General features: G+C 65.5%; 27 protein-coding genes. 12 read left to right on the forward strand and 15 right to left on the reverse strand.

Annotation, left to right across the window (positions count from 1 at the left end; all coding sequences use genetic code 11):
* Window positions 1-3: 3 nt before the first annotated feature.
* Genes H7F36_RS00885 through H7F36_RS00900 form a run of 4 tightly spaced genes read right to left on the reverse strand, consistent with a single transcriptional unit; the run spans window position 4 to window position 3,944 of the window.
* Window positions 4-819, reverse strand: coding sequence for a shikimate dehydrogenase family protein (locus tag H7F36_RS00885; protein ID WP_187052913.1), 816 nt, complete (start codon window positions 817-819; stop codon window positions 4-6).
* A gap of 2 nt (window positions 820-821) precedes the next feature.
* On the reverse strand, window positions 822-1,658 hold the full coding sequence (locus H7F36_RS00890) for a carbohydrate ABC transporter permease (RefSeq protein WP_187052914.1): 837 nt from the start codon (window positions 1,656-1,658) through the stop codon (window positions 822-824).
* Complete coding sequence (locus tag H7F36_RS00895; RefSeq protein ID WP_187052915.1) at window positions 1,655-2,551, reverse strand: carbohydrate ABC transporter permease; 897 nt, start codon at window positions 2,549-2,551, stop codon at window positions 1,655-1,657. Before H7F36_RS00895 ends, H7F36_RS00890 begins: the two co-directional genes overlap by 4 nt.
* 13 nt (window positions 2,552-2,564) lie before the next feature.
* Entirely contained in the window at window positions 2,565-3,944 is a 1,380-nt protein-coding gene (locus H7F36_RS00900) for an ABC transporter substrate-binding protein (RefSeq protein WP_187052916.1), read from the reverse strand.
* 190 nt (window positions 3,945-4,134) lie between these two features.
* Here H7F36_RS00900 and H7F36_RS00905 point away from each other — a divergent pair, with 190 nt between their 5' ends.
* Together H7F36_RS00905 and H7F36_RS00910 are read left to right on the forward strand one after the other, a co-directional pair.
* Window positions 4,135-4,866 (forward strand): FadR/GntR family transcriptional regulator, encoded by a 732-nt coding sequence (locus H7F36_RS00905; RefSeq protein WP_261802453.1) that lies wholly within the window; start codon window positions 4,135-4,137, stop codon window positions 4,864-4,866.
* Between the two features lie 33 nt (window positions 4,867-4,899).
* Complete coding sequence (locus tag H7F36_RS00910; protein WP_187052918.1) at window positions 4,900-6,012, forward strand: ABC transporter ATP-binding protein; 1,113 nt, start codon at window positions 4,900-4,902, stop codon at window positions 6,010-6,012.
* A gap of 39 nt (window positions 6,013-6,051) precedes the next feature.
* Here H7F36_RS00910 and H7F36_RS00915 read toward each other — a convergent pair whose 3' ends face one another.
* Genes H7F36_RS00915 through H7F36_RS00925 form a run of 3 tightly spaced genes read right to left on the reverse strand, consistent with a single transcriptional unit; the run spans window position 6,052 to window position 8,881 of the window.
* On the reverse strand, window positions 6,052-7,572 hold the full coding sequence (locus tag H7F36_RS00915) for a carotenoid oxygenase family protein (RefSeq protein ID WP_187052919.1): 1,521 nt from the start codon (window positions 7,570-7,572) through the stop codon (window positions 6,052-6,054).
* A gap of 15 nt (window positions 7,573-7,587) precedes the next feature.
* Window positions 7,588-8,235: a DUF2141 domain-containing protein gene (locus tag H7F36_RS22090; protein WP_261802454.1), complete on the reverse strand. Its 648-nt coding sequence runs from the start codon at window positions 8,233-8,235 to the stop codon at window positions 7,588-7,590.
* On the reverse strand, window positions 8,225-8,881 hold the full coding sequence (locus H7F36_RS00925) for a helix-turn-helix domain-containing protein (RefSeq protein WP_187052920.1): 657 nt from the start codon (window positions 8,879-8,881) through the stop codon (window positions 8,225-8,227). Before H7F36_RS00925 ends, H7F36_RS22090 begins: the two co-directional genes overlap by 11 nt.
* 196 nt (window positions 8,882-9,077) lie before the next feature.
* Between H7F36_RS00925 and H7F36_RS00930 the strand changes: the two genes are divergently transcribed.
* The 8 genes from H7F36_RS00930 to H7F36_RS00965 all read left to right on the forward strand — a co-directional run bounded on the left by H7F36_RS00930 (window position 9,078) and on the right by H7F36_RS00965 (window position 18,872).
* A complete protein-coding gene (locus tag H7F36_RS00930) occupies window positions 9,078-10,256 on the forward strand; it encodes an NAD(P)/FAD-dependent oxidoreductase (protein ID WP_187052921.1) in 1,179 nt (392 codons plus the stop codon).
* A gap of 10 nt (window positions 10,257-10,266) precedes the next feature.
* Window positions 10,267-11,727 carry a M81 family metallopeptidase gene (locus tag H7F36_RS00935; protein ID WP_187052922.1) on the forward strand — a complete coding sequence of 487 codons (1,461 nt, stop codon included), beginning with the start codon at window positions 10,267-10,269 and terminating at the stop codon, window positions 11,725-11,727.
* A 45-nt stretch (window positions 11,728-11,772) separates the two neighbouring features.
* Window positions 11,773-13,359: an ABC transporter substrate-binding protein gene (locus tag H7F36_RS00940; protein ID WP_187052923.1), complete on the forward strand. Its 1,587-nt coding sequence runs from the start codon at window positions 11,773-11,775 to the stop codon at window positions 13,357-13,359.
* A gap of 30 nt (window positions 13,360-13,389) precedes the next feature.
* Window positions 13,390-14,325 carry an ABC transporter permease gene (locus H7F36_RS00945; RefSeq protein WP_187052924.1) on the forward strand — a complete coding sequence of 312 codons (936 nt, stop codon included), beginning with the start codon at window positions 13,390-13,392 and terminating at the stop codon, window positions 14,323-14,325.
* A 13-nt stretch (window positions 14,326-14,338) separates the two neighbouring features.
* Complete coding sequence (locus tag H7F36_RS00950; protein ID WP_187052925.1) at window positions 14,339-15,232, forward strand: ABC transporter permease; 894 nt, start codon at window positions 14,339-14,341, stop codon at window positions 15,230-15,232.
* A gap of 28 nt (window positions 15,233-15,260) precedes the next feature.
* On the forward strand, window positions 15,261-16,310 hold the full coding sequence (locus H7F36_RS00955) for an ABC transporter ATP-binding protein (protein ID WP_187052926.1): 1,050 nt from the start codon (window positions 15,261-15,263) through the stop codon (window positions 16,308-16,310).
* Complete coding sequence (locus tag H7F36_RS00960) at window positions 16,307-17,323, forward strand: ABC transporter ATP-binding protein (protein WP_187052927.1); 1,017 nt, start codon at window positions 16,307-16,309, stop codon at window positions 17,321-17,323. Before H7F36_RS00955 ends, H7F36_RS00960 begins: the two co-directional genes overlap by 4 nt.
* A 76-nt stretch (window positions 17,324-17,399) precedes the next feature.
* Window positions 17,400-18,872 carry an N-acyl-D-amino-acid deacylase family protein gene (locus H7F36_RS00965; protein WP_187052928.1) on the forward strand — a complete coding sequence of 491 codons (1,473 nt, stop codon included), beginning with the start codon at window positions 17,400-17,402 and terminating at the stop codon, window positions 18,870-18,872.
* Between the two features lie 7 nt (window positions 18,873-18,879).
* Here the strand turns inward: H7F36_RS00965 and H7F36_RS00970 are convergent, their stop codons facing one another.
* From H7F36_RS00970 to H7F36_RS00985, 4 genes are all read right to left on the reverse strand, one after another.
* Complete coding sequence (locus tag H7F36_RS00970; protein WP_187052929.1) at window positions 18,880-19,059, reverse strand: hypothetical protein; 180 nt, start codon at window positions 19,057-19,059, stop codon at window positions 18,880-18,882.
* A 244-nt stretch (window positions 19,060-19,303) separates the two neighbouring features.
* Window positions 19,304-19,864: a DUF4124 domain-containing protein gene (locus tag H7F36_RS00975; RefSeq protein WP_187052930.1), complete on the reverse strand. Its 561-nt coding sequence runs from the start codon at window positions 19,862-19,864 to the stop codon at window positions 19,304-19,306.
* 15 nt (window positions 19,865-19,879) lie between these two features.
* The gene (locus H7F36_RS00980; protein ID WP_187052931.1) at window positions 19,880-21,352 is read right to left on the reverse strand and encodes a flavin-containing monooxygenase; all 1,473 of its coding nucleotides are present in this window, start codon (window positions 21,350-21,352) and stop codon (window positions 19,880-19,882) included.
* Between the two features lie 96 nt (window positions 21,353-21,448).
* The gene (locus H7F36_RS00985) at window positions 21,449-21,892 is read right to left on the reverse strand and encodes a hypothetical protein (RefSeq protein ID WP_187052932.1); all 444 of its coding nucleotides are present in this window, start codon (window positions 21,890-21,892) and stop codon (window positions 21,449-21,451) included.
* Window positions 21,893-22,153: 261 nt separating this feature from the next.
* On the opposite strand from H7F36_RS00985, the gene H7F36_RS00990 reads away from it, so the two are divergent.
* A complete protein-coding gene (locus H7F36_RS00990; RefSeq protein ID WP_187052933.1) occupies window positions 22,154-22,348 on the forward strand; it encodes a hypothetical protein in 195 nt (64 codons plus the stop codon).
* A 9-nt stretch (window positions 22,349-22,357) separates the two neighbouring features.
* Window positions 22,358-22,519 carry a hypothetical protein gene (locus H7F36_RS00995; RefSeq protein WP_187052934.1) on the forward strand — a complete coding sequence of 54 codons (162 nt, stop codon included), beginning with the start codon at window positions 22,358-22,360 and terminating at the stop codon, window positions 22,517-22,519.
* A gap of 36 nt (window positions 22,520-22,555) precedes the next feature.
* Here the strand turns inward: H7F36_RS00995 and H7F36_RS01000 are convergent, their stop codons facing one another.
* From H7F36_RS01000 to H7F36_RS01015, 4 genes are read right to left on the reverse strand one after another with little or no spacing between them, the layout of a single operon-like run.
* Window positions 22,556-23,644 (reverse strand): ABC transporter substrate-binding protein, encoded by a 1,089-nt coding sequence (locus H7F36_RS01000; RefSeq protein WP_187052935.1) that lies wholly within the window; start codon window positions 23,642-23,644, stop codon window positions 22,556-22,558.
* 47 nt (window positions 23,645-23,691) lie between these two features.
* Window positions 23,692-24,849 carry an NAD(P)/FAD-dependent oxidoreductase gene (locus tag H7F36_RS01005; protein ID WP_187052936.1) on the reverse strand — a complete coding sequence of 386 codons (1,158 nt, stop codon included), beginning with the start codon at window positions 24,847-24,849 and terminating at the stop codon, window positions 23,692-23,694.
* The gene (locus tag H7F36_RS01010; protein WP_187052937.1) at window positions 24,846-26,243 is read right to left on the reverse strand and encodes an NAD(P)/FAD-dependent oxidoreductase; all 1,398 of its coding nucleotides are present in this window, start codon (window positions 26,241-26,243) and stop codon (window positions 24,846-24,848) included. Before H7F36_RS01010 ends, H7F36_RS01005 begins: the two co-directional genes overlap by 4 nt.
* Window positions 26,240-26,557 (reverse strand): (2Fe-2S)-binding protein, encoded by a 318-nt coding sequence (locus H7F36_RS01015; RefSeq protein ID WP_187052938.1) that lies wholly within the window; start codon window positions 26,555-26,557, stop codon window positions 26,240-26,242. Before H7F36_RS01015 ends, H7F36_RS01010 begins: the two co-directional genes overlap by 4 nt.
* Between the last annotated feature and the right edge of the window lies 1 nt (window position 26,558).

The raw sequence follows: 26,558 nt of genomic DNA on the forward strand, positions 1-26,558 counted from the left end.
GGCTCACTTGGGCGAGACGTGATGGTCGCCACGCCAGAACGCGATCTGGTGCGCCACCTGGTGCTCGACCATCGGGCGCCCGCCGAGTACGCGCAGCCCGCGTGCTACGGCGCCGGCCATCAGTTCGGTGTCGCGCGCGGCAATGATGTCGAACAGCGCGGCATCGGCCGGCAGCAGCGCCGGGTCGAAGGGCATCGGATCATCTTCATGCAGGCCCATCGGCGTGGCGTTCACGGCCAGCCCGGCGTGGGCCAGGGCTTCGCGGCGATGGCCGACGGCAAGGTCGGGAAACTTCCGCTGCAGCGCGTGTCGCAGGGCTGCGGCGCGGTTGGCGTCGGTGTCCAGCACGTCGATCTCTCGCACACCGGCTGCGGCCAGCGCGAAAGCGATCGCGGTGCCTGCGCCGCCCGAGCCTGAGATCACCACCGGCCTGCCCGTGTCGAGCAGACCGTTCGCGCGTGCGGCGCCGAGAAAGCCGATGCCATCGGAGTTGGCGCCGGCCCAGTGGCCATCGGCTTCGAGCCGCAGCGTGTTCGCCATGCCGGTATCGCGCGCCTCGGCCGTGGCCCGGCTGCACAGCGCGAAAGCCGCCGCCTTGTGCGGAATGGTGAGGTTGACGCCTTGCAGGTTGGTCACGCGCGCCAGCTGCGCCAGCGTCGCGCTCAGGTCGGCGGGCAAGACGCCCATCGGCACCATGTGCCAGTCGAGCCCGGCGGCGGCGAACGCGGGGTTGTAGGTGCGCGGTGCGCGCACATGATCGACCGGATGGGCCAGGATAGGAACGATGCGCGTTGCGCCGGTAAGGGGTGGGTGGGACACGCTCAACCCTTCACCGCGCCGGCCGTCAAACCGCTGACCAGATAGCGCCGCACCAGCATCGAGAACACCAGCACAGGCGCCATCACCAGCGAGCCGCCGGCGGCGATCTTGCCCCACTCCCAACCTTCGTAGTTCATGAAGTTGACAACCGCCACGGGTGCCGTGCGGGCATCGGTGCGGGTCAGGATGAGGGCGAAGAAGAAGTCGTTCCAGGCGTACAGAAAACACAGGATGGAAGTGGCGGCGATGCCCGCCGTCGCCATCGGCATGACGATCTCGAAGAACACCGTCGGAAAGCCGGCGCCGTCCATCAACGCCGCCTCTTCGAGCGATTCCGGCACCGCGTCGAAGAACGGCTGCATCATCCAGATGACCAGCGGCAGGTTGAAGGTCATGTAGATCAGGATGAGGCCGGTGCGCGTGTCGAGCAGGCCGAGCCAGCGGTACGCCAGAAAGAACGGAATGGTGAAGGCGATGGGCGGCGCCATGCGCGTCAGCAAAATGCCGAGCCCCAGCCCGAAGCGCCCTCTTCCGGTCCAGCGCGACAGGGCATACGCGGCTGGAATTCCCAGCAGCAAGGCCAGCACCGTCGACACGATGCTGGTGATCAGGCTGTTGACGAAAGACTCCGGAAAGCCCGCTTGCCAGAGCCCGACGTAATGCTCCAGCGTCGGCGTGAAGAACACGCGCGGCGGAAATTCCAGGATCAGCGGCGTCGGCTTGAACGACATCTGCAGCAGCCACAGGAAGGGCAGCAGCATCACGAGCAGGATGATCGGCACGGCCCACCGCGCCAGCGGCCAGCGGCGGCGCAAAGCCAGCATGCGTTGCGATGTCATGAATCGATTCCCCGGTTGCGGCTGACCCGCATCGCGGCCCAGCTGATGAGCACCGTGGCCACCAGCAGCACCACGGTGATGGCGCTCGAATAGCCCAGCTCGCCGAAGTTGAAAGCCACCAGGTAGGCGTAGTAGTTGGTCACCTCGGTCACCGAACCGGGCCCGCCGCCGGTCAGCAGGAAGATCAGCGGGAACGCCTTGATGCTGTCGATCAGCCGGAACAGCGTGCACACCAGCAGCACCGGCGCGATGTACGGCAGCACGATGTGGCCGAACACGCGCCAAACATCGGCACCATCCATGCGCGCGGCCTCGACATATTCGGCAGGCAGCGTCTGCAACGACGCAAGCACCATCAGGAAGGTGAACGGCGCCCACTCCCAGGTGTCGGCGATGACGATAGCCCACAGCGCGAAGTCGACATGCGTCGTCATCGCCGGCAGCGCAATGCCGAGCATCCGCGCGGCCTGGTAGATCGGGCTGATGTCGGGCGTGTAGATCAGTTTCCAGATCACCGCCACGACGATGGGCGGCAGCACCATCGGGATCACGAACAGGTGCCGCAACGACTTCCAGCGGTCTTGTCCCGAGTGCACCAGAAGCGCCAGCCCGGTGCCGAGCAGCACCTGCAACACCACCGTGTAGACCGACAGCCGCGCCTGCACCCAGAGCGAGCCTACGAAGCGCTCGTCGCTGCCGAGCAACTTGTAGTTGCGCAGCGGCTCGGTGAAGTCGGTGAGCGAACCGGGGTTGACCAGCGCCCCCGGCGTCAGGCTGGTGACCAGCAGGAACAGCGTCGGCAAGCCCGCCACGAGCAGCAGGAACAGCAGGCTCGGCGCGATGGCCATCCGCACGAAACTGCGGCGTTGACGTTCATAGGATGCAGCGGCCATCGGCGGTGCGGGCTCAGACTTTCGCGCCAGCGCGGCGCAGGCTGCCGAGTGCGGCCTCTTGCGCCGACTTCATCGACTCGGCTGGAGGCATCTGGCCCGACACCACGCGCTCGACCGCCTTGTTCACCACGTCGCCGATCAGCGGGAATTCCTTCACCGTGCGGTAGGCCATGTAGTTGTGCGTCTTGCTCGGCATGTCGAGCACTTCGAGGTAGAGCTTGCCGATGTCCTGGCCGTTGACCGTATTGATGCGCTTGTATTCGGCGCTCTCGATCACCGAGCGGCGGCAGATCGACGGATGGCCGGTGTCCTTCACGATGCGCGCGGTCAGCTCGGGGCTGAGCGTCCATTTGATGAACTCCCAGGCGGCTTCCTTGTTCTTGGCGTTCTTCGGAATGCCCAGGCCCTGGCTGTTCGATGCGGGAAAGTCCCCTTTAGGCCCGGCCGGCATGCGCATCACGCGGGCCGTGTCCTTCACTTTGCTGTCGGGCGAGGTGAGCATCGCGGTGACCCACGAACTGGAGTGGATGAAGATGTTCGAACGGCCGCTGATGAGTGCGGCGCGGGCCTGGTCTTCGGTGTAGCCGAGCACGCCTTGCGGCCCGTATTTCGACAACAGCGTCGTGTAGAAAGCGGTGGCCTCGATGGACGCCGGCGTGTCGAGCGCCGGCTTGATGTCGGTGGGCGGGTTGACGAACAGATCGCCGCCGTAGCCCTGAATGTAGGGTGGCAAAAACCAGTGATGCAGGTTCGAGCTGACGAAGCCGGTGACCGGCCCGCTGCCGCCGTCCTGCCCATTGACCGCTTCGCACACCTTCATGAGTTCGTCGAAGGTGCGCGGTGCTTCCACGCCGCGCTTTTTCATGAGGTCGGTGCGGCTGATGCCCATCAACATGGCGCCGCCTTCCCATGAATAGCCGAAGGTCTTGCCAGCCTTGTCGAGGTACGGCAGTTGCGCACCCTTGACGAAGTCGTCGGGGTTCCAGCTGGCCGGCGTGAGCTTGCGGTCGTTGCTGAAATCGTCGAGGTTGGCGAGCAGGCCAGCGGCCACCCAGCGCGCCGCCAGGATGAAAGTGACGTTGCAGAAATCCCAGGCGCTGCCACCTGACGACAGCTCCAGGTCGGCCTGCTGGTTGTAGACCGGAAAGGCCGACAACTGCAGGTCGACCGTCATGCCCGTTTGCGCCTCGAACTCGGGAATGTATTTGCGCAGGATGTTGAAGAAGCCGTGCTGGTAAGCAGCGCCGCGCAGCTTCACGCCAGCGAAGGGCTTGGCCTGCGCGAGGGCCGGAAATGCGAGCGTGCTGCCGGCACTCACCGCCACGGTGGCGGCGGCAGCCTTGATCAGGCGGCGACGCTGGGCGTCGATTCGAAGGGGTTCGGTGGTGCGCATGGTGTGTCTCCTAGAGGCTCTGCCGGGGATGGACCGCAGGCAGGCTCGACATGCTCCTTGCCTTTGGCAGTCAGGAATATGACAGACAATTTAAATTCATACCGTCGTGGAAAACCCGGAGATCAGGCGCAATTCGCCTCGTATAACCTCCATCAGCCAAATTATTATGTCTGACCAGAATATCCCCTCAGTGACTTCAGCCAGCCCCGCTGCGCGGCGTGGGCCGCTGGCCGTCACCGAGGCGCTGGCGCGGCGAGTGATGGGCGGCGAGTGGGGTGACGGCACCTCGCTGCCGACCGAAGTCGAGTTGGCCGAACAGTTGGGCGTGGCCCGTACCTCGGTGCGCGAAGCGTTGAGCCGGCTCAAGGCCAAGGGCCTGCTGGTGTCGCGGCAAAAAGCCGGCACCCGCGTGCTGCCGCGCATGCAATGGAACATGCTGGACGAAGACGTGTTGCGCTGGGCCTGGTCGGGCAACGATCGCGTGCAGATGGCGCAACACCTGATGCAGTTGCGGCGCATCGTCGAGCCGGCCGCGTGCGAACTCGCGGCCGCCTCGGCGCCCGATGCCGCCATCGCCGCCATCGAGCGTGCCTACCGTGCGATGGATGCTGCGGGCATGGACCCGGTCGCCTATGCGGGGCCCGACCTGGAGTTCCATCACGCCATCCTGAGCGCCACCGGCAACCCGTTTTTAGTGGCCTTCGGTGCCACCATCGAGGCCGCGCTGCGCACCTCGTTCGAGCTGTCGACGCGGCAACCCGGCGCGCCGCGCAAGAGCCTGCCGCTGCACCGCGCAGTGCTCGACCAGATCTGGGCGCGCAAGCCAGCCGAGGCGCGCAAGGCGATGGAGGAACTGCTCGGACTGACCGAATCCAACATCCAGCGCGGGGTCGCGCAGGCGGCCAATTCGCCCACGGGCTGACACCTTTTTCAACGCAACGCAGCAAAGAAATTCATGGCCGAGATCCAACTCAAATCCATCAGCAAGCGCTTCGGCGACGTCGAGGTGATTCCCGACATCGACCTCACCATGCCCGACGGCCAGGTGACCGTGCTGCTCGGTCCGTCGGGCTGTGGCAAGTCGACCTTGCTGCGCATGATCGCCGGCCTCGAAACGCCGAGCGGCGGCGAGGTGCGCATCGCCGGCCGATTGATGAACGACGTGCCGCCCTCCGACCGCGGCTGTGCGCTGGTGTTCCAGAACTACGCGCTGTACCCGCACAAGACCGTACGGCAGAACCTGGCCTTCCCGCTGCGCATGGCCAAGGTGTCGGCCGCCGAACAGCAGCGCAGCGTCGACGAGATCGCCGGCACGCTCGAACTCACGCCTCTGCTCGACCGCTTTCCGCGCCAGCTCTCGGGCGGCCAGCGGCAGCGTGTGGCCATGGGCCGCGCGATGATCCGCCGGCCCGAGGTTTTTCTGTACGACGAGCCGCTGTCGAACCTCGACCTCGAGCTGCGAGTGCGCCTCCGCCTCGAGATCGCGCGAATGCAGCGAACGTTGAAAGCGACCGCCGTGTACGTGACGCACGACCAGACCGAAGCCATGACGCTGGCCGACCAGATCGTGGTGTTGCGCAAGGGTCGCATCGAGCAGGTCGGCTCGCCGCTGACGCTGTACCGGTCGCCTGCCAACCTGTTCGTCGCCGGCTTCATCGGCACGCCGCGCATCAACCTCTTCAAGGTCCAGCGCTGCGAGCCGGATGCGCGCGGCACTTTCTTGAGGCTGGGCGACGCGACGCAGCAGGTGCCGCTCCATGTCCCGCTTCGGCTGCACGGGGAAGCCACCACGATCGGCTTCAGGGCCGAGCAGGCCCGCATCGGCGAACCAGCGCCCGGCGAGGTCGTGCTGGAACTGCGCGACTGCGAAACGCTGGCCGTCGAGCAGCTCGGCGATCGCGCCTTCTGCTACCTGCGCTCGGCCCTCGGCGAGCTGGTGTTGCTCGCACCGACCGCCAACCCGCAGCTCAGCGGCACGCTGCGCCTTTCGATTGCGCCCGAGTCGTTGCACTTTTTCAGCGCCGACGAGCGCGCGGTGCAAAGCGAGGCGATTCGCGCCGTCGCCTGAGTTCGCCGACCTCGAGCGAACTCGAGCGACCTCGAGGCACTACGTCGGCACGAAGGTCCCGTGCAGGCCCAATGGCAGCGCGTACGGCAAGGTGGCTTGCGCAACCGGTCCATCGGTCAAGGCGTCGGCGGCAAAACAGGAGAGCACCGTCTTTTTCTGCGCATAGTCGAACACCGTGCCCAGCACCCAACCCGGGCCTCGACCGTCCGGCACGAACAGGTGTTCCTCGACCACCGATTCCTTTCCATAGCTGAAGACCTGGGACGATCCTGATTCGACGTTGGTGTTGGCGATCGCGCTCAACATCGGCAGGCCGACAAGCGGATTCGTCGCATGAATCACGTGGCCATGTCGCAGTCCGACCGAGCGTGGATCGATGCGCGGAAACTCGGCTTCTGCTGCGAGGTCGACCTGCGTCGCCTTGCCGCTTCCAAGGTCGAGGCTGGCGACTGTGAGCGTCGGGCTCGAAGCGCGTACCAGCTGGCCGCGCATGACGTCGCGCGTGCTTGCGAAGAGGGTCGACGCATCGGCGGAGCGCGCATAGTCGACATGGACCACGGTGCCGCTTGCGGTCTCTTCTTCCCAGGCATTTCCGAGGTGAAACAGAAAGCCGACTGGCAGCATGAATGTCTGCTGCCGCTTCCAGTCTTTTTTGTCGATGACCAGCGCGCGCATGCCGAGTTCGGGCCGCCACACATGCGAGTCGAGAACGCTGGCGCCGGCCATCCTTCGCTTGACGTCGTACACCAGCGGCGGCAGCAAAAAGACGAGGTGCCTGGCGGTCACTGCGAAGTCGTGAATCATCGGCAGGTCGGCGAGCGGCAGCGCATCGGCACGTCGCAGCACGCCGTCGGGCGCGATCTCGTAAAGCAGCAACAGGCCGCTGTTCGAGCTCAGGCCGAAGTTCCAGACCGTCCCGTCGGGCTCGACCCTCGGATGGGCGGAGAACGGGACGCCCGCAAGATCGGCGCGCCAGGTCTTGATGCCGCGCGTCTCCAATGTTTGCGGATCGAGGCGCGTGGCCGAGCCGCCTTCCCAAAGCGCCAGCAGTTCGCCGCCCACGTGCAGCATGCTGATGTTGGCGACGTTCATGCTGTCGGGAGAGGTCACTTCGTCGGTGCCCTTGAACACGGTGCCGAAGCCCTCCGTCAGCCGCCGCCCGGCGCGCATTTCAGCCGCGCGCTTGGCGGTCGCCACGTAGCGGCCCTGGTGGTGAACCTCGCTGCCGGCGATCACGAAACGATGCGCCATGCCATCGCCGTCGAACCAGTGGTGGTAGCGCTCACCGCCCAGGTCATGGCCGGCCGGGCCGATGCGATAGAGCGTGCCAGCGACGGCATCGGGGAAACGCCCGCGCACCCGGGCGGCGGTCAGCGGCAGGTCGCCCTTCGGCGTAGCGAAGGCCGACTTCCAGGGCATGGTCGAGGCATCGAACTGCGCCTGCCAGGTGTCCGGCGCGTCGAGGGTGTCGGCGCGGGCCGACATCGACGGAAGAAGTTGCAGAAGCGGCGACACACTGCCTGCGGCAAGCAGGCGGCGCAGAAGTTCACGGCGATCCATGGCTCGACTCCGCGCTCAGTGCAGCCGGAAAGCGATGGTGCTGTCGGCATCCACCTTGACCGCAGCCGCGTCGAACGACGGCGGACCCATGCGCCCTTTGGCATCGTTCGAATACCCGTAACGCTCGGTCGGCAATCCCACCAGATTCGTGTCGAGCTTTTCATTGCCGTTCTCGTCGGCGAAAGACTTGATCACATAGCGCCCCGCTGCCAGACCGGCAAAAGCGAACTGCGCCGTGCCGTCCCGCATCGGAACCTTCTGCGACACCAGCGGCTTGTCGGCGGCAAAGGCTTCGGCCGAGTCGAACAGCGCCACGAAGAGCGTGGCCGGAACCGTCGGTCCATCGGTGACCGTGACTTTGAGGTCGGCTGCACTGGCGGCGAACGGGAGCAGCAATGCAAAGATGGTCGCGCTCAGCGGTCGAAAAAGATTCATGTCGAAGCCCCTTGGGAAGTGGAACTCCGACCATCGCGCGAAGTGTTCTCGACGGCCATCGGAATGCGACGAGATGCTGCCGGCTGGCGCGAAGCGTTCGGAGGCTGCGCGGTGAATGCCGATGGCGTCTTGCACCGGCCGATCCGGGAAGCTGAACAAGACGACTTCCACTTCGGCCTCTAGCCGCAGCGTGGGCCACGACGGCACCACGAAAGTATCAGCTCGCACGTTCCAATACCCGTGCCCGTGCCGATTGCATGAACGCCGTATCGGTCGTGGTCACGCCGACGATCTTGGCAAGCTGCCGGCTGACAGTGACATACGCGTGGCCGATGCGACCTTCGAAATACAGCGAATCGCCACGGGCCAGGTGCACTACCTCACCACCCTCGAAGTGCACGTCGATCGCACCCGAGAGCACATAGGCGAACTCTTCGCCGGCATGTCGTGCGAAATCTTCCGGGCCGTTCAGGGTGCGCGAATGGACTGTCCCGACCACCGGGCTCATCTGCTTGCCGACCGCTGTGGTGCCGAGAAACTCATACGCGAAGGACAGGCCGCGGTACACCACGCCCTTGCCGGCCCGCGTGACCACCGGCCCCTCGAGCAAGGCCGGCTCGACACCGTCGCTGGCGAACATGGCGTTCATGTCCATCCGCAGTGCGCGCCCGAGTGCCGCGAAGTTTTCGTAGCCGAGCGCTAGCTGCCCACGCTCGGCACGCGAGATGGTCGTGATCGACACGCCCGACAACGCCGAAAGTTGCGACAGGGTCCAGCCGAACGCTTTGCGAGCCGAGCGCAAACGCTTGCCGAAAGTCTCGCGGTCGAGCGTGGTGGGCTCGACTGCGGGGGCGCTGCGTGAATGTGCTTTCAAGGCTTGCCGTCCTGTCGTTGTCGTTGCCGAATTCTGCCAGCCCAAACAAAAATGTTCATGCGTACGCCGCACCGCGAACTGGCCTGAAATTTGCGTATCCGCAAATTGTGATTTACGCTGCGCCAACTTTCGGTCTTCCTTTGCCCTGCTTCTTCCCGTCAATGCACCACTTGCGCGCAGTCCGCACCATCTTCCAATGAGCGTCACGGCTTCATCACCTTCCGCAGTCCAGGCGGACTTTCTCGTCATCGGTGCGGGCATTGCCGGTGCCTCGGTCGCACACTGGCTCGCACCGCACGGCCGGGTCGTCGTGCTCGAGCGCGAAGACCAGCCCGGCTATCACTCGACCGGCCGCTCTGCCGCGCTCTTCATGGAAAGCTACGGCACGCCACAGGTGCGCACGCTCACGATGGCGAGCCGCGCTTTCTTCGACAACCCGCCACCCGGCTTCACCGACCATCCGCTGCTGACGCCACGCGGCGCCATGATGATCGCGGCGCCGGGCCAAGAGGCGCATCTCGATGAGCACTGGGAGGTGCTGCGCGGCATGAGCAAGGGCGCGCAACGACTCGATACCGCCGCCGCCCTCGCGCTGGTGCCGGTGCTGCGCGCGGAGCAGGTCATCGGCGCCGTCTACGAACCCGACGCGGCCGACATGGACGTGCATGCCATTCACCAGGGTTATCTGCGCGGCATGCGACAAGCCGGCGGCAAGTTGGTTTGCAACGCGCCCGTCGATGCGATGGAGCGTACCGGGCAGGGCTGGCGCGTGCAGGCTGGCGGTGTCACGTATGAAGCGCCCGTCGTGCTCAATGCGGCCGGCGCCTGGGTCGACACCATCGCGAAACTGGCCGGCGTGCAGCCGATCGGCATCGAGCCACGGCGGCGCTCGGCCTTCATCTTCGCGCCGCCCGAGGGCGTCGACGCATCGCGTTGGCCGATGGCTTTCGGCGCGACCGAAGACTGGTACATCAAGCCCGACGCCGGCATGCTGCTCGGTTCGCCGGCCAACGCCGACCCGGTCGAGCCGCAAGACATCCAGCCTGAAGAGTTCGACATCGCGCTGGCGATTCACCGCATCGAAGAGAACACCACGCTCGCGATCCGCAGGCCGACGCGCACCTGGGCCGGGCTGCGCTCCTTCGTGGCCGATGGCGATCTGGTGGGCGGCTTCGACGACGCAGTGCCCGGCTTCTTCTGGGTCGCGGCGCAAGGCGGCTACGGCATTCAGACCTCGCCCGCGATGGGCGAAACCTGCGCGGCACTGGCGCGCGGGCTGCCGGTGCCGGCGCACGCCGCGTCGTTCGGACTCACCGCGGAGATGCTCGGCCCACAGCGGTTGCGCAAGGCCGCAGCCCTTTCACCCACCTCATAAGGAGCCCACCATGCGCGTCTTCAGCGGATCTCTCGCCACCGAAACCAACACCTTCGGACCCATGCCCACGGGCCTCGCATCGTTCAAGGACCGCGGCTACTACGCCGCCGGCAAGCACCCCGATGCGATGACGTTCTTCTCCGGCCCGCTGTGGGCGGCCCGCCTTCGCGGCAAGGAACTCGGCTGGGACCTGGTCGAGGGCATGGTTGCCGGCGCGCAGCCCAGCGGCACCACGACGCGGCACGCCTACGAAACGCTGCGTGAAGAGTTGCTGGCCGACCTTGCCGCCGCATTGCCGGTCGACATGGTGGTGCTCGGCCTGCACGGGGCCATGGTCGCCGACGGCTACGACGATTGCGAGGGCGACCTGCTCACCCGCGTGCGCGCACTTGTCGGGCCCAAGGTCGTGGTCGGCGCCGAGCTCGATCCGCACTGCCACCTCACGCCGGAAATGATCGCGCAGGCCGACCTGCTGATCGCCTTCAAGGAGTACCCGCACACCGACGTGCTGGAGCGCGGCATCGAGCTGGTCGACCTCTGCGCGGCGATGGTCGAAGGCAAGATCAAGCCGGTGGCCTCGGTGGTCGACTGCGACATGATCGTGACCGTCCACACCTCGCGCAATCCGGCGCGCGCTTTCGTCGATCGCCTGCAGTCGCTCGAAGGCAAAGACGGCGTGCTGTCGATTTCGGTCGCGCACGGTTTCTCGTGGGGCGACGTGCCGGAGATGGGCACCAAGCTGCTGGTCTATGCCGACGGCGACCAGGCCAAGGCCGATGCCCTCGCGCGCCAGCTGGCCGACGAACTGATCTGCATGCGCGAGGCGCTGGCGGTGCGCTATCCCGACATCGACAGCGCACTCGACGAAGCGCTGGCTTTCGATGGCGGCCCGGTCGTGCTGGCGGACGGCGCCGACAACCCCGGCGGCGGCGCGGCGGGCGACTCGACCTTCATCCTGCGACGCATGATCGAACGTGGCATCGAGAACGCGGCCATCGGCCCGATGTGGGACCCGATCGCTGCACGCATCGCATTCGAGGCCGGAGAAGGCGCACGGCTCGCGCTGCGCATCGGCGGCAAGATCGGCCCGATGTCGGGCGACCCGCTCGACCTGGTGTGCACGGTCAAGGCACTGCGCCACGACATGGTGATGACCGGCCTGGCAAATACGCCGGTGGCGCTTGGCGACTGCGCGCTGGTCGAGGCCAACGGCATCGAGGTCGTGCTGATCACGCTGCGCAACCAGGCGATGGGTACGGATGTGTTCACGCAGCTCGGCTGTGACCTGGCTTCTAAAAAGATCATCGTGGTGAAGTCGTCGCAACACTTCTACGCATCGTTCTCCAAGGTCGCGAAGCACGTCATCTACGCGGGCGCGCCGGGCGCCGTGACCATCGATTTGTCGACCTTGCCGTACCGCAAGGCGCGCATGCCGAAGTGGCCGCTGGTGGCCACCCTCGCCGCTGCCTGATTCCCTTCTTTGTTTTCAGCCCAACTCACCACCGGAGTACCGACGATGAAACGACGCACGCTTGCAACCCTCGCTGCATGGGGCAGCCTGGGCCTCTCTCTGGCGCTTGCCGGCCTGCCCGCACAGGCGCAGACCAAGACATTGAAAGTCGTCGCGCATGCCGACGTGAAGATCCTCGACCCGACCTTCACCACCGCCTACATCTCGCGCAACTTCGGCTACATGGTCTACGACACGCTCTTCGCGCAAGACGCTACCGGCAAGCCGCAGCCGCAGATGGTCGACAAGTACGCCATGTCGAAAGACGGCAAGCAGTGGAGCTTCTCGCTGCGGCCCGGATTGAAGTTCTCCGACGGCAGCCCGGTGACCTCGGCCGACGTGGTCGCATCGCTGCAGCGCTGGGGTGCGCGCGACAGCCTGGGCCGTGCCATGGGCGCGGTCGGTGCCGAGTGGAAGGCTGTCGACGCCAACAACTTTTCGCTGACGCTCAAGGAGCCTTTCGGCATGGTGCTCGATGCGCTGGCCAAGCCATCGGGATTTCCGCCGGTGATCCTGCCGGAGCGTCTCGCCAAGATGCCGGCGACCTCGCCATTGACCGAAGTGCTCGGCTCCGGCCCCTTCATCTTCAAGCGCGACGAGTGGGTGCCCGGCAACAAGGCGGTGTTCGTGCGCAACCCCAACTACGTCGCGCGCAGCGAACCACCGAGCGGCCTCGCCGGCAGCAAGAAGAGCAACTTCGATCGCGTCGAGTGGCTCTATCTGCCCGACGCCAACAGCGCCATCGCGGCGCTGAAGAACGGCGAAGTCGATATCGTCGAGCAGGTACCGCCGGACTACATCACACCGTTGCGCACCGACAAGAACGTGAAGATCGGCGCCGGCGGTTCTTACCAGGGCTTTCTGGTGCTTAACCACACGTACCCGCCCTTCAATAATCCGAAGGCACGGCAGGCACTCGCGATGGCGGTCAACCAGGAAAAGTTCACCGCGGCGATGGGCTACCCGCTCGACATGCGCGTGACCTACTGCGCGACGTATTTCATCTGCGGTGGTCCCAACGAAACCTCTGCCGGCGCGGAGCCGTATCGCAAGACCGATCTGGCAAAGGCCAAGCAGTTGCTCGCCGAGTCCGGCTACAAAGGCGAGAAGGTCGTGCTGCTGGTGCCGACCGACGTCACTTACCTGAACGCCGAAGCCTTGATGGCCGCGCAGACGATGCGCAACATGGGCATGAATGTCGACATGCAGAACATGGACTGGGCCTCCATCGGCGCGCGCCGCGCCAAGAAAGATGCACCCGACGCCGGCGGCTGGAACATGTACGTGACGGTGGCCGGAGAGTTCGACGTCAACTCGCCCATTACCAACGCGTATCTGGGCGCGGCCTGCGGCAACTCGCTGCCCGGCTGGCCGTGCGACAAGGAGCTCGATGAACTGCGCACCGCGTGGATCAGGGAAACCGTGCCGGCCAAGCGCAAGGAGCTGCTCGACGCCTTCCAGAAGCGCGCCTACGAGACCATTCCCTATGTGAACGCGGGCCAGTATTCGGCCGCCTTTGCGGCACGCTCCAACATCAAGGGCATCGACAAGTTGTGGTCGGGCATGCCGGCGTTCTGGGTGCTCGACAAGTAAGCGAGCGAAAAAGCACGAGGGCTTTTCGACATGGGCTACATCCTTCGCCGCCTGCTCGCCACGCTGCCCGTGATGGCGGTGGTCGCCGTCGTGGTGTTCCTGCTGATTCACCTGTCGCCCGGCGACCCGGCGGCGCTCATCGCCGGCGACCTGGCGACAGTCGAGGACATCGAAAAGCTGCGCACGGCCCTCGGCCTGGACCAGCCGCTGTGGCAGCAGTTCGCGCTGTGGCTGGGCCGGCTCGCAACCGGCGACCTCGGCATCTCGATCTTTACGCAGGTGCCGGTGACCCAACTGCTCGCACAGCGGCTGGAGCCGACCGCTTCCATCGCGGCACTCACCATGCTGCTCACCTTGCTCATCGCCGTGCCGCTCGGCACGCTGGCGGCCTACCGCGCCGGCAGCTGGATCGATCGGCTGGTCATGCTCTTCGCGGTGCTGGCCTTCTCGGTGCCGGTCTTCATGATCGGCTATCTGCTGGTCTACGTCTTCGCGATCCAGTTGCCGTGGTTCCCGGTTCAGGGCTACTCGCGCATCGCGGACGGCGTCGGCCCGTGGCTGCGCAGCCTTGTGCTGCCTTGCGTGAACCTCGCGCTGGTCTACATCGCGCTCGTCACCCGCATGACGCGCGCGACCGTGCTCGAAGTGCTGCATGAGGACTACATCCGAACCGCGCGCGCCAAAGGTCTCGGTGTGCTGCCGGTGCTGGGGCATGCGCTGCGCAATGCAGCGATCCCGATCGCCACCACCATCGGCGTTGGCATCGCGTTGCTGATCGGCGGCGTGGTCGTCACCGAGACGGTGTTCGCCATTCCCGGCGTCGGGCGACTCGTCATCGATTCCGTGCAGCGCCACGATTACCCGGTGATCCAGAGCGTGTTGCTCATTTCGGCCGGTGTGTACGTGCTGATCAACCTGCTGATCGACCTGAGCTACCGCCTGTTCGACCCGCGCATCCAGTACTGAACGCCCCCGCCTCATGTCTACCGTTCTGCCTCCTGTCGTGCCCGATTCTTTCGCTGCAGCAGACGTCCCCTTCGTGCTGCCGCGTTGGCACTGGGCGCGCAAGCACCCGACGCTGATCATCGGTGCACTGCTGCTGATCGCGATCGCGGCGCTGTCGATCGCGGCACCGTGGATCGCCAACTTCGATCCGCAGGACATCGACCCGCTGGCACGCATGCAGCCGCCTTCCGCCGAACATTATTTCGGTACGGATGCGCTGGGGCGCGACGTTTTCAGCCGCGCGGTGTGGGGCGGCCGCGTATCGATGATCGTCGGCCTGTGGGTGGGCGTACTGGCCACGGTGCTGGGCGTACTGCTCGGGCTCTTGGCCGGCTTCGTGCCGTGGGCCGACACGGTGGTGATGCGCGTCATGGACGGACTGATGGCGATCCCCGGCATCCTGCTGGCGATCGCGCTGATGGCGGTGACGCGCGCCAGCCTGACGACCGTGATCGTCGCGATCACCATCCCCGAAATCCCGCGCGTGGTACGCCTCGTGCGCTCGCTGTCGCTGACGTTGCGCGAACAGCTCTATGTCGAAGCGGCGCATGCCGTCGGCACCCGGCTGCCGGTGATCCTGGCGCGCCACGTGCTGCCCAACATGGTTGCGCCGCTGATCGTGCAGGCGACCTTCGTGGCAGCGGCCGCGGTGCTGACCGAGGCCGCGCTGTCGTTCCTCGGTGTCGGCATCCCGGCGCAGACGCCGAGTTGGGGAAACATGATGGCCGAGGGGCGCAACTTCGTCGCGGTGGCGTTCCACATCATCCTGTACCCCGGCATCCTGCTGGCCATCACGGTGCTGGCAATCAACCTGCTGGGCGATGGCTTGCGCGATGCGCTCGACCCGCGCCTGGCACGCCAGCTATGAACGCGCAGCGCACAGGAACACCCACCCGATGAAAGCCCTGTCCCGCATCGCATTGCCCACCGGCGAGCCATTGCTCGAGGTCGACAACCTGCGCACCCACTTCGACACGCTCACCGGCCCGGCCCGCTCGGTCGACGGCGTCTCGTACACCGTGCGCGCCGGCCAGACGCTGGGCGTGGTCGGCGAATCCGGCTGCGGCAAGAGCGTGACTGCGCTGTCGATCATGCGGCTGCTGGCCACACCACCCGCGCGCATCAGCGGCTCGGTGCGGCTGCGTGGCATCGACCTGCTGAAGCTGACCGAAAGCGAAATGCGGCAGATACGCGGCAACCGCATCTCGATGATCTTCCAGGAGCCGATGACCTCGCTCAACCCGGTGCTGACCATCGGTCGGCAGATCGCCGAGACGGTGCAGGTGCACCAGAAGGCGAACCGATCCGAAGCCTTGGCGCGCGCGGTCGAGATGCTGCGCGTCGTACAGATTCCGGAGCCGGAGCGGCGGGTTCATGAGTACCCGCATCAACTCTCCGGCGGCATGCGACAGCGCGTGATGATCGCGCTCGCCCTGGCCTGCAACCCCGAGGTGCTGATCGCCGACGAGCCGACCACCGCGCTCGACGTGACGATCCAGGCGCAGATCCTCGACCTGATCCGCCGGCTGCAAAAGGAACTCGGCATGGGCGTCGTGATGATCACGCACGACCTGGGCGTGGTGGCCGAGAGCTGCGACCGCGTGGTCGTCATGTACGCCGGCAGCACGGTCGAGGAGGCCGACGTGATCGACCTGTTCGAGCGGCCACTGCATCCGTACACACGCGCGCTGATGGCATCGATGCCTTCGATGAACACGCACAGCGCGCGGCTGACCGAGATCCCGGGACTGGTGCCGTCACCGCAATCGCCGCGTCGTGGCTGTGCCTTTGCGCCGCGCTGTACGTATGCCAATGCGCGCTGCGTGGCAGAAGTGCCGGGCCTGACGAATCAGAGCGATCCCGACCAACCCGGCGAGCGTCACACGGCTGCCTGCTTCGCGGTCGAGGAAGGCCGCATCGGCCATGAAGAAGGTGCCATCGCATGAACGCGGCTGTCCTAGATTCAAGGGCGCCTCTCGCAGAGGCTTCGACGACCTTGCTCAAGGTCGCAAACCTGAAGAAGCATTACGCCGCACCCAAACGCTGGTTGACGAAGCAGCAGTCGCCGGTGCAAGCGGTCGATGGCGTCTCCTTTACCGTGGCGCGCGGCGAGACGCTGTCGCTGGTGGGCGAGTCGGGCTGCGGCAAAACGACCACAGCCAAGTCGGTGATGCGATTGATCGAACCGACCTCCGGCTCCGTGCAGCTCGACGGCGAAGAGCTGACGACGCTGAGCCCCGAAAACATGCGGCTGCGCCGGCGCGATGTGCAGATCATTTTTCAGGACCCTTATGCGTCGCTGAGTCCGCGGCTGGCGGCCGGCGAAATCGTGGGTGAGCCGCTGCGCAACTTCGGCATGTCACGTGCGGAGCGGCACGAGCGCGTGACCTGGTTGTTCGGCAAGGTGGGGCTGCGACCCGAATCCGTCACTCGATTCCCGCACGAGTTCTCGGGCGGCCAAAGGCAACGCCTGGGCATCGCGCGGGCGCTGGCGCTCAACCCAAAGCTGATCGTCTGCGACGAGCCCGTGTCGGCGCTCGACGTGTCGGTGCAGGCGCAAGTGGTGAACCTGCTCATGGACCTGCAGGCCGAGTTCGGCATCGCCTATCTCTTCGTCGCGCACGACCTGGCTGTCGTGCGCCACATCAGTCATCGGGTGGCGGTGATGTACCTCGGACGCATCGTCGAAGTGGCCGATCGCGACACGCTGTTTTCGGCACCCCGGCATCCGTACACCGAGATCTTGTTGTCGGCGGTGCCGGTGCCGAACCCGCGCACGCCGGCCAAGCGGATGCTGCTGCAGGGGGATCCGCCAAGCCCGGCGAACCCGCCTTCGGGCTGCCGCTTTCATACGCGTTGCCCGATGGCCAAGGACATCTGCAAGCAGCAGGACCCGACGTTGAGCGAGCGCGATTCCGCTTCGACCGGCGGGCACTGGGTGGCTTGCCATTTCCGCTAGCCGCTTCAGACAGAGGCCGTAGCCAGCCACCCCATTTAGCACCCACACCGCGACACAACCCAACAAAGGATTTCCCATGACGCCAGCGCCAAGCCATTACGACCTGCTCATCCACGGCGGCACCGTCATCGACGGCACCAAGGCGCCTCGTTTCATCGCCGATATCGGCGTGATCGACGGTCACATCGCAGCCATCGGCAAGCTCGACGGTTGCACGGCAGACCGCACGCTCGACGCGACCGGCCGCATCGTGGCGCCGGGCTTCATCGACTCGCACACGCACGACGACCAGGCTGTGCTGTCGCAAGCGGCCATGCCCTTCAAGGTGTCGCAAGGCGTGACCACGGTGGTGGCCGGCAACTGCGGCATCAGCGCCGCACCGCTGCGCGCCGACATGGAACTGCCGATGCCGCTGAGCCTCATCGACTCGCCAGCCGAAGGTCGCTTCACGACGTTCAAGGCGTACCTGGATGCGTTGCGCGCGACGCCGTCGTCAGTGAACGTGGCGGCGATGATCGGCCACTCGACCTTGCGCGCGTTGACCATGGGCGACCTGGATCGGCCAGCCAACGAAGCGGAAATCGCGGCCATGCAGGCACATGTCGAAGAGGCGATGCAGGCGGGTGCAATCGGCCTTTCGACCGGGACGTTCTATCCACCAGCGGTAAAGGCCACGACCGAAGAAATCATCGAGGTGAGCCGTCCGCTGAGCAAGCGCAGTGCGGTCTACGTGACCCACATGCGCGACGAGGGCGACCGCGTCATGGAAGCGCTGGAAGAGACGTTCGCGATCGGCCGTGCGCTCGATATACCGGTGGTCATCTCGCATCACAAGGTAATGAACGCGCAGAACTTTGGCCGCAGCAAGGTGACGCTGCCCTTCATCAAGGAGACCATGAAGCACCAGTGCGTGTCGCTCGACTGCTACCCATACACGGCAGGCTCGACCATGATCCGCACCGACCGCGGCATGCTCGAAGGCCGTGTGCTCATCGCCAGCAGCGAGCCGCACCCCGAGTGCGCCGGCCGCGACCTGGCGGACATCGCCAAGGAATGGGGCGTGCCCAACGACGAGGCAGCCCGCAAGCTGCAGCCCGGCAGCGCGATCTATTTCATGATGGACGAAGACGATGTGCAGCGCGTGATGGCGTTCGACGAAACGATGATCGGCTCTGACGGCATTCCGCTGGGCGACAAGCCGCATCCGCGCTTGTGGGGCACCTTCCCGCGGGTGCTAGGCCACTACAGCCGCGACATCGGTTTGTTCCCGCTGGAGACCGCGGTGTGGAAGATGACCGGGCTCACTGCGCGCAACTTTGGCCTGCACGGCCGCGGCACGCTGAAGGTCGGGCAGCACGCCGACATCGTGATTTTCGATGCGGCGACCATTCGCGATGCGGCGAATTACGAGACACCGACGAAGCCGGCGGAAGGCATCGATGCCGTGATCGTCAACGGCACCATCACCTGGCATCACGGCGTTCACAGCGGTGCACGCAGCGGCCAGGTGATTACGCGCCGGGACAAGGCGACGGCGGAAGCGTCGTAAGCCCTCTTCAGGCGCGGCGCGCGGGCGCGGGCTCGATGTGGCGTTGCATCGCAGCGATGCCGGCCTGAACCGCCTGGCTTCGCGTTGGGTGTGGCACAGCTGCTTTTTCAAGCGTGGCGCGAGGCAGGCCGAAGACTTCGCGCCCAAGCACCGCCCACAAGAAACGTCCGCTGACGGGTTCGTCCACAACCAGTTCCAATCCTCTTCGCACGTCGATACCTCTGAGTTCAGTTGATGTGGACTCGATTGGACTTGGGCTGTGCATGGCTGCGATGTGCGGATTTCACGCTTTCGCAAAGTAGGTAACAAAACGCTTGTTGGCGAGGCTTTTTACCAACGTCGCAGACGACGTTTTGCACGGCGGGTCGACCATGCGAACGCTACTCGATCTTTCCCCCGGTCAATTTGGCTAGAGGGTCATCGGCCACCGTTCATCGGCAGACGACCGTCGTGCCGACAGGCTGGCACCTCTGGCCGTTGAGACCTTGATAGCTCTGCAGTTTGCCGTTCGGGTTGTAGCGATTGCCGAGCGTGTCGTTGCAGCCGCCGGCATCGCACGAGCGGAGTTGCGGTCGCATGTCTTGCGGCGGGCCGGGTTGGCGGTACCTGCTGTCGGGATACGCGTAAGGGTATGGATATGGCGTGCCCGCGCTGTCGTCCGCGTATTCAGCGGCACGACGTTGGCGTTCCAGCGCGCGTCGCTGTGCTTCGGCACGTTCTTCGGCGAAGCGATCGGCCGTTGGCGATTGCGGCGTTCGCGTTGCCGATGGCGGCACGGACGATGACGGCGGCCGCTCCGGCGGAGCCAGCCGCGGGTCGGTGGCCTCGGGGCCCATCACCTGTTCTGCGCTGCGCGTATGGGCCGGACACTTCTGATCGGTGTAGCTCACGTTGCCGCCACCATCGACGCAACGAATGACCTGGGCGTGTGCCGCTCCGCCTGCCAGGGCGCCGACGTTGAGACAAAGCGCGAAGACGAAGAGGTGTCGCATGGATAGCCATTGTCCTCAGTTAGTGCGCGGCGTGAATTGCGTGAATCGCATCACGCCATCGTCGACGGCACCGAACCGCATCGCCACCCTGTCGATCAGGTAGTTTTGGATCAGCTTGAATGGTCGGGTAACGCCCTGCCTGGGCAACTGACCAGCGGCACGCTCAAAGTAGCTTGAAGAGAAATTGGTCCATGGACGCAGGGGCGCGTCGGGAGCCAACGCGGGAACCACGCACTGTCGCGCGCCAGTCTTTCGCATGTGATTGAGCAACCGGCAAACGTAGCGCGCGGTGAGGTCCGCCTTGAGCGTCCACGACGCGTTGGTGTAGCCGAAAGTGTTGGCCATATTGGGGACGCCGGTGAACATCAGGCCCTTGTAGTTGAAGCTGCGAGAGGGCTCCACGCGCTGGCCGTCCAGATACAAGGCGGTGTTGCCCAGCACCGCCAGCTTCAATCCGGTGGCCATCACGATGATGTCGGCATCGAGCGAGGTGCCCGACGCGAGCCGCACACCGGTCTCGGTGAAGGACGCGATGCGGTCTGTCACCACAGACGCTCGCCCGGACTTGATCGCATTGAAAAAATCGCCATCGGGCACGAGGCACAGGCGCTGCTCCCAAGGGTTGTAGCGCGGCGTGAAGTGGGTGGCGATGTCGACGCCCGGCCCGAGCGCCCGGTGCACCCCACCGAGCAACAGCTTGCGCATGCGCTGCGGACGGTGCTTGCAGAGGGCGACCACGAACTGGCTCAAAAGCACGTTCTTCCAGCGCGCGATGCCGAGCGCCACACGCTGCGGCAGGTAGCGCCGCAACCGGACGTCCAGTGCGTCGACCGACGGCCGCGCCGCCATCCAGGTCGGCGAGCGCTGCAGCATCGTCACGTGCGCTGCCTTGTCAGCCATGGCCGGCACCAGCGTCACGGCGGTGGCGCCACTGCCGATCACCACCACGCGCTTGCCCGCGTAGTCCAGATCGGTCGGCCAGTGCTGCGGATGCACGATCCGCCCATTGAAGCGGGCCTCACCGGGGAAGTCGGGCCGATAACCTTCTGCGTAATCGTAGTAGCCACTGCACATGAAGAGGAAGCCGCAGCGAATGGACAACGCGTTGCCACCTGGAGCGCGGCCGACTTCCACACGCCACTCCGACTTGGAAGAGGACCATTCCGCGCGCAGCACCTTGTGACCGAAGCGCACCTTGCGGTCGATGCCGTGCTCGCGCATGGTGTCGCGCAGATAGTCGAGGATGGCCGGCCCTTGCGCTATGGCTTTGGCATCTGTCCAGGGACGGAACGAGAAGCCGAGCGTGTGCATGTCGGAATCGGAGCGCACGCCGGGATAGCGAAACAGGTCCCAAGTACCGCCGATAGAAGCGCGTGCCTCCACGATGGCAAAGCTTCGGTCGGGGCAGTACTGCTGCAGGTGATACGCCGCGCTGATGCCGGAAATGCCGGCGCCAACGATCAATACGTCAACAAATTCATCCGCCATCGAGTGTCCTTTTCAGGTCGTCCGCGCCTGAGTTTCACGCGAAGCTGGCGAAAGGCGCAATCAGGTCGATCACCGCTCTCGCGGCGGACCGCTGCGTCAGGAAGCGCAGCTCAACTTCAGCGCCTCGATGCGACCCCCGAAACCCAGTTTGCGAACCAGACCGCCTTCACGGCTGTTGGCTGGAAAGTTCACCACGCGGTCCTTGAACATCGCGTGCTCGTAGACCTGCAGCGTCGCATTGGGACCGACCGACACACTGTCGATTTCGCGCTTGAGCGCGCGTGCGGTGCCTTTGTCCATGCTCTCGGCTTCGGCAGGCCCGACCAGGGTCACCATGTCGCCTTCGAAGTTGCGCTGCGAATAGAACTGCGCCCAGCAGCCGGACTGCAATGCCGGATCGGTGATCTGCACCGGCACCAGCAGGATCGTCGGATCCGGGCTGTTTACCGCGGTTGTCGTGGTCGACGGCGCGGTGCTGCAAGCACCGAGGGCCAATGCGAACGTGAGCGCGATGGCTGAAGCGAAGGGAGTGGTTTTCATGGGATGCGCAGCGGTGTGAAAGTAAGAAACACGGAGGTTAGACGCCGTCTCGTGCAGTCGCCACGGAAGCGCAGGCCGTGACCCTGTAGGCGCACTTCTTCAGCGCCGTCAGGGTGGCGTCGCATCGCTACAGCCCCTTTTTACGGGACGCTTTCAAGTCGGTCGCGTCAGAAAGCGCACTAAGTCACGATCGAAAACAAATGTTTCCACCCAACATTTTGCGAGCCGCACTTGCGTCCGAATGTAACTAAAATGGATTACATGAACGACGATACAGATACTAATTTCGGCTGGTGGACCGACAAGCCGGAACGCGCCACCCGCACCGCAGCGCTCGAGCGAAGCCGGCGCGAATACCGCAACAGCGGCGGCTCGCGCGTGTGGCTGCACGCGGGGCTGGTGATCGCATTGATGGTCGCCTTTGGCGTGTCGATCGTTTCCCTGGCAACCCGCTGATCGCACCCCATGGCCAAACAAAAAAACACCCGCTCCGGCAACGACACAGGCTTTGCCGATTTGAGCAAGGCCGATGGAACCGGAGATCCCGCGCGCCGCGTATCGTGGCTGTGGATCGCGGCGGCGGTCGTCGCAGTCCTCGTCATTCTGGCCGTGGTCGTTCTTCGCTGAACCGCCCTCTCGCTCGGGCGCAGAACTGCCAACCGCTCAACGCTCGATCGTCTTGTTCCAGCGCGCGTTCCAGGCGGGACGGTTCGCGTTGATGCTTTCCCAGTCCACTGTGATCGCGGTCTTCATGTAGCCGTTGATTGCAGCGACCTGCCCCACCCCTTCGCCGACGGCCGGCGCCTTCGGGTTGGTCGGGATCTGGCTGCCGTACTGCAACACATTCGCTTGAGCCAGCGGCGACAACAGGAACTCGGCGAGCTTTTGTGCGAGTTCGGGCTCGCTGTTGTTGGCGATCACGCACTGGCCGACCATCAACACGACAGCGCCTTCTTTCGGGTTCGCGTACTCGACCGGAATGCCCTTGACCTTGAGCGCGGCCACGGCGGTTGGCGTCAGCGGAAAGATAGCCGCTTCATTCGTCTGCACCATCTCGGAAATCTTGGCCGAGCTCGGGATGTACTCCAGCACGTTCGGCCCGATGGTCGTGGGCCAGGCCTTGAAGCCAGGCTCGACGTTCTTGTCGTTGCCACCCTGGATGCGGTTGAACATCAGGAAGCCGTGAAGTCCGAACGACGATGCCGACACTGACTGGAACACGACCTTGCCCTTGAACTTGGGGTCGGCCAGGTCCATCCACGAGGTCGGCGCGGCCCAGCCCTTTTCCTTGAACATCTTCGCGTTGTAGGCGAGGCCCGTCACGCCCAGGCTCACGCCGCTGGCCATGTCGTCCTTGAAGCGCGCGGCCGGATAGATGTCGTTGAGCGCAGCGCTCGGGCGCTGCTTTTCGCAGAGGCCCATGCCGATGGCGCGCACCATGATGCCGTCGTCCAGGAACATCACGTGCATCTGCGGCTTGTCCTTGTTGGCCTGCGCCTTGGCCAGGATGTCCGACGAGGTGCCCGGCACCACGACGACCTTTGCGCCATAGAGCTTTTCGAAGGCAGGAAAGACGTACTGCGAGTACGCCTTCTCCATCGTGCCGCCGTTCATGCCGATGTAGATCGTCTTGGTCTGGGCGCTTGCCATGCCGCACGCGGCAAGGGCGGCAACTGCGGTCGCGGTGAAGAGGGCGCGACGCAAGGCGATGGGCTGTTGGGTTGAGCGGATGGAGCGGATGGAGCGGAACATGGGCTTTCCTTTCGAGGGTGGGGACGAGGAACGGGAAACGAAATGACTTACGAGGCAAGCACCGGCGTTGCTGCCGGCACGGATGAAAAACGGTCGACCGCGAAGGCACCGATGGGTGTGCGGGTGCGGCCGTCGCGCGCGAGATCGGCGAGCACCTCGCCGACAGCCGGTCCGATCTGGAAGCCACCGCCGGAAAAGCCGAAACCATGGAACAGACCCGGCGTCGTGCGACTCGGGCCGATCACCGGCTGACGGTCGGGCAGATAGCCTTCGGTGCCGCCCCACGTGCGAATGAAGTGAGCATTGCGGAGCATCGGCAGCAGCTCGATTGCCTGCTTCGAAAGCAGGGCGATGGTGTCGCGATCGGAGCGGGAGCGGTCGGCATCGAGCAGGCGACCCGGCCCACCGCCCAGCACCAGATTGCCCCGCGCGACCTGGCGGCAATACACACCGCCACCTTCCACGCCAAGGCTCCACTGCATGAAAAACGGCAACGGCTCGGTGACGGCCATGGCGGGGCTGCGGGAAACCATCGGCACCACATCGCCGAACTGTTCAGCGATGGTGATGGCCCACGCGCCAGCGCAGTTGAGCAGGACCGGCGCCTCGACTTGGATCGCGTTGCCTGATTCCAGATTCAAAGCCCGCAGATGAAAGCGCTGGCCGTCGTGCGCGATCTCATCGACGCGCGTGCGCTCATGGACTACCGCGCCGGCACGCTGCGCGGCCATCGCGAAGGCGGGCGACACCAGCCGCGGATTGGCCTGGCCGTCTTCGGCGCAGAGCGATCCACCGACCGCCTTGCCGCCGAGCCACGGGCATTGCGCACGCAGCGTGGCGCCCGACAAGATTTCGATGCCGAGATCGAAATCGCGCGCCCTGTCGCGATAGCTTTCGAGCGCTGCCAGGTCGGCCTCGCTGCGTGCGATCTTGAAGTGGCCGGAGCGCAGGTATTCACCATCGATGCCGATGAGTTCGGGCAAGCGCCCCCACATTTCGTGCGCGCGCTGTGCCAACGGCAACTGGCTGAGCGGCCGACCCTGGCGGCGCACGCCACCGTAGTTGATGCCGCTCGACCGCGAGCCGCACAGGTCGCGCTCCAACAGCACCACGCCAAGCCCCATGCGGCGCAAAGCGAGCGCAGCCGAACTGCCGACGATGCCGCCGCCGACGATGGCCACATCGGTGACGATGCGCTGCGTCATGCGCCGGCTCCTTCGCTCGCTACGTGCAGCAGGTGAATCGGGATCGGCTTGATGGGTGCCTGACCACGCAGGCGACCGACCAGTTGCACGGGCTTGCCGACGGCGTGCGCAAGAATTTCCGCCGCCGCCACGCCGCACATGCGGCCCTGGCAACGACCCATGCCGACTCGGCTCAAGGCCTTGAGCCGATTGAGTTCATCGGCACCGCTGTCATGGATGGTCTGGCGCAGCTCGCCTGCCGTCACGTTCTCGCAGCGGCACACCACGAGCTCGTCGGGTGCGTGCGCCGCCCAATCTTGTGGAAACGGAAAGGCGCGTTCGAGGCCCTCGCGAAAACGCGACAGCTTTGCAAGCTTGCGCTCGAGCTTTCGCACACGGTCGGCGTCGATGTGCACGCCTTCGTCGGCGAGCAGTGACAGCGCTGCCAGTTCACCGGCCCACTCTGCGGCATCGGCGCCCATGATGCCGGCGCCATCGCCCGCAAGGTACACGCCGGCCACGCTGGAGCGGCCCACCGCATCGCGTTCGGGCAGGTGCGCCCGCTGCATCGGTGCGAAGGCGAAGCGGCAGCCGAGCAGGTCTGCCAATTGCGTCTCGGAGCGCAGCGCGTAGCCGAAGCCGATGGCGTCGCAATCGAGCGTGTGCTCGTGGCCGTCTTGCTCCCACACGACAGCGCTCGTGCGCTGGTCGCCAAGCACGCGCACTGGCCGCACGCCGCTGTGCAACGCCACGCCATGCGTGCGCAACCAGCCGACGTAGTACACGCCCTTCATGAAGACGGCGGGCTGTGTGAGCATGGCCGGCACGGCAGCCAGCTGATCGGCGAAGTGCGCGGTGTCGAGCACGGCTGCCACCTCGACGCCGGCCTTCGCGTATTGGTACGCGACCAGATACAGCAACGGCCCGGTGCCCATGAACACCACGCGGGAGCCTATCGTGCAACCCTGAAATTTGAGCGCCACCTGCGCACCACCGAGCGTGTACACGCCGGGCAAGGTCCATCCCGGCACGGGCAGCACACGGTCGGTCGCACCTGACGCGACGATGAGCTGGCGATAGGGCACGGTGCGCGTGGTTTGCGTCGGTCCGTGCATCACGTCGAGCCGCCCGTCCTGCACGTTCCACGCCAGACTGTCGGGCCGGTAGTCGATCGAGCCGACGACGCCGTCGATCGCGCCGTGCACCGCGGTCGCGCGCGATGCTTCCATGCCGTAGAGCGATTCAGGCGCACGCTTGAAGTGCACCGGCGGGCGGCGGTAGATCTGGCCGCCAGCGCGAGATGCTTCATCGATGAGCACGGGCTTGATGCCGTAGCCGGCCAGCGTCTGCGCGGCACGGATGCCGGCCGGGCCGGCGCCGACGATCACCGGCTGCAACGCGAGGGTCGTCCTCATGCAAGCGCTCCGTCCGCAGCGCCTGATCTGCCTGTAGTGAGCGCCATGCCCGGCTCGATGAAGGTCGAGCAGGCACGCAGTCGCGCGCCATCGGCCGTTTCGACCCAGCAGTCCTGGCACGCACCCATCATGCAGAAGCCGGCCCGCGCCTCACCGCTGAACTCGTTGCGCCGCAACCTGCCGACCTGCGTGAGCATGGCCGTCAGCACCGTGTCGCCGACCAGCGCGCTCGCGGCCACACCGTCGATGCTGAAGGCCACGGCTTCGCGATCTTGTTCAGCGACGCGGCGCAGCAGGGGTTGGGATGAAGACATG

The organism is Variovorax sp. PAMC28562, assembly GCF_014303735.1.
Taxonomy (GTDB): Bacteria; Pseudomonadota; Gammaproteobacteria; order Burkholderiales; family Burkholderiaceae_C; genus Variovorax.